At 43.3% G+C, this 3,405-nt stretch carries 1 protein-coding gene; it reads right to left on the bottom strand.

Features of this window, described 5'->3' with window-relative positions:
- Positions 1-374 precede the first annotated feature (374 nt).
- Positions 375-2,435 (bottom strand): chitobiase/beta-hexosaminidase C-terminal domain-containing protein, encoded by a 2,061-nt coding sequence (locus ACJMM4_RS01485; RefSeq protein WP_405382760.1) that lies wholly within the window; start codon positions 2,433-2,435, stop codon positions 375-377.
- Positions 2,436-3,405 lie beyond the last annotated feature (970 nt).

The raw sequence follows: 3,405 nt of genomic DNA, 5'->3' as shown, positions 1-3,405 counted from the left end.
GAGCTGTTCGCCGTTAGAGGTGTCTACTGTCTGATTGTTGTTGATGTTCAATGAAGCTGCAAGCATCTGTGCTGCCTCGATATTTACCTCTGTCATCAGAGGAGATACATATGTCTTCTTCATATCTTGTATAATTATTTTCTGTTATGTTTTTTTGACAGAAGAACAGAAGGACAAAAGATTGCAAAATGCAGATTCTCGTGAAACCGGGCAACGGTGCCGTTGCAATGCACGCTATGCATTTTTATAAAACAGATTTAATGAAGCTGCACACAAACTGCTTGCGTGCAGTTCACTAAATTTGTTTTATTATAGGTTTCGCGCCATAGGGCTTATGTTCTTATGTACTTATGTCTAAAATCTTTTTACACGTGTTAGCGAACAAACTTCTTTACACCGTTTACAATGTAAATACCCGGCTCAGTAATTGTCTCAACGCGGCGGCCTGTAAGGTCGTAGATAACTGTACTCTGTACTCTGTTATCTGTTATCTCGTCAATGCCTGTTGTGCCCTCGCCGAAACGGAAACTGTAAGAAGCAGCACCATTTGCAACGCTTGCTGGCAAGTATGCCTTGTTGGCGTTGTTCAACCAAACACCACCGGCCATTTTAGCCTTGTAGAGACCTACCTCGCCTTCTACAACACCAAGAACGTAAGCCTCCTTAGTAATATACTCATTGTTGAGTGTGCCTTCCATCACATTCTCAACACCAGCAGTCTCCTCTGTAACAGCAAATGTATAATCACCCTCTTTTGCCTCAACAATGACGGCGGTGTTTGCTGGGAGAACACCTTTTACCTTTTCCAAATGAACACTCTCTGCGGCAACTTCAGAAATCACATAGCAAGTAACATCCTCGGGGATAACCACATTGTAACCCAAGTACAATGTAGCCCAACCTACGTTTGTTACATTAAGAACATAATCCTCAATAGATGCAATATTTACTTTGTAAATACTAACAGCGGACTGGTTTGCGCTTTCATAGCAAGCAAACAATGGTGAACCATTGTTATAGTTGAATTGCATAACATTTCTATTGCTAGAACCTGTCGCAACAACAGAAGTCTTTCCACCCTCAATAGAAATAGCCCAAGAACCATGAATATCTTTCGTACTCTTAGATTTCAAATAATTTCCAGATGACGATGCAGCATAAAGGTAACCAGCAGCAGCCTTTAAAGCAAAAGTTTCCGCACTTGCACCAGTTTGCAAGCCAAGTTCCTCAACATCCGAATTAAGTTCTATTGAATTTCCTACAACGTTAACCTCAACAGCACCTCTATTATTTGTTTTCTGATTAGTAGAAAGCGCGTAAGACTTCCCAGCATTTACACCAACAATTACCACCTTATCACCAACAGCCAAGTCTGCAGCATCTTCAACCAAAGTAGCTGTACCTGTTGCAGCACCAGATGCACCGCTTGCAGCCTTCTTGAACGCATGCTTTACAACGGGGCTTGCATAGCCATCCTCGTCGTATGCAATTACCTGAAGAGTTGCATCGGCCTTGATTGTCAAAGTCTCGGGGCACTCGTCGCTGTTCTCTGTAGGAGTCTTGCCATTCAATGTGTAGTAAGCTGTTGTACCTTCGGCAACAGTGATAGTAACCTCAACAGACTCCTCGAATGTAGCCTCGTCGAAAGAGATTTCTGGAGTTGCAGCAACACGTGTATAAACTGCGGTAGCAACGCTACTTGCACCAGCCTCGTTAACCGCAATAGCTTTAACTGTTGTTGTCTCTGTAATCTCGAAAGCCTCGGAATACTCATCGCTATCCTCTGTAGGATCCGAACCATCTGTTGTATAATAGATTGCAGCACCCTCTGTAGCACAAGAAATCTCAACCTCTTTTGAACCAACGAAGTTACCACCGGCGGTAAGTGTTGGAGCTACGGGTTTTGAAACACCTGTACTTGCAGCATAAGTAACAGTCAAAGCATCCAAACGAACCTGTTTTGACAAAGAAGCAACAGAAAAGCTGTTGCTTGAGCCATCAAGTGTTACGGTCACCTTATCTGAATTTACAGTGCTTCCGGAAATAGAATTACCAAGCGCTGTTGCATAAGAAGAGCTGTTGCAATCGAAAACAATACTTGTAATATTGCCAAGAGAACACTCCACCATGATCTCGGAACTTTGATACAATCTTACAGGGTTAGCATAATCTGCAACAGCATTTGTAGAACTTGCCTTGTTGTTTGTAAAAGTAATACCATTCTGCGCCCACACCTGCTGTGTTGTAGTAAACGAGGTACGCTGAGCTTTGTCCGCAAAAGACAATGTAGCAGTCTCCTGCGCCTGCGCTCCTGCAAATGCGAAGAGCACAGCAAAAATTGAAAGTAAAAATTTTTTCATAATAATTAAATTTATTTTGTTTTGTGAATTTTCTACACACTCCCCTCCGGCTTCAAAAACAGGTTTTGAATACACCTCTCCGCAACAGCAAGTGGAGGAGTTTTCAGTCCCCTATGGGGAGTTCCTCAAAAATTTTCGCAAAGTTACCTCTTTAATATATATTAACCAAGCTTTTCGCTGATGTTTGTTCACGCATTAACGTTTTAACATAAACGCGAAATTCTCCTTTACAGCATAGCCATAAAGAAGAACACGCAACACCACAAGAATAAATAAATTAGACAGAAGAACAAAAGCCCCTTAGGTTATGAGCATAGGCACATGGAACAGGATTTCCATGTAGATAAAACATTAAGGATGGGGCAATTGAAAATGTATTTTCAAGGCCATAGCCTTAATGTTTTATGCATCGCAAGGTTCACTTGCGGAAGCTTTATGCCATAACTGCAAGGGGTGCATCCTTTAACCCGTGTACATTGCCTTTTGTACTTATGTACTTATGTCTAAAATAATATACTCAAGGGCGGGCTGACCCCGCCCCTACGGAACCGATGTTGTAAACAACATTACACATTACACAATACACATTTTGGGTACCCTTCCGGCTTAAAAGCCACCTCCCCTACAGGGGAGGAATTTTAACATCGCTGCAAGCAAATTGCTCCCCTGTAGGAGAGCTCCGCGCAGCAGTGAGGGGTATGTGTCAAGGGCGGGCAGACCCCGCCCCTACACGTTACACGTTAAACAATAGACATTACACTTTTGTACCCCTCCGGCTTGGCAGCCACCTCCCCTACAGGGGAGGAGTTTTGTCGCTGCAAACAAATTGCTCCTCTGTAGGGGAGCTCCGCGCAGCGGTGAGGGGTACTTGCCTGGCGTTATTATTTCGGCTAACGGTTAGCAATGGTAATTCCCTAAACCTCCGGCACTATCAAAAACACAGCAAACAACCGTTCAGACATCGGGAATAGGATAAAAGCTGTCTGAGCGGTGCATATTAGCGTTGCTGTTATTGCGTGGAAAGCGAGTTCTTTTATCCCCGATG

The organism is Phascolarctobacterium sp. (assembly GCF_045124115.1).
Lineage (GTDB): Bacteria > Bacillota > Negativicutes > Acidaminococcales > Acidaminococcaceae > Phascolarctobacterium_A.
The sequence above is the reverse complement of the archived record's forward strand: the minus strand, read 5'-3'. Positions and strand labels throughout refer to the sequence as shown.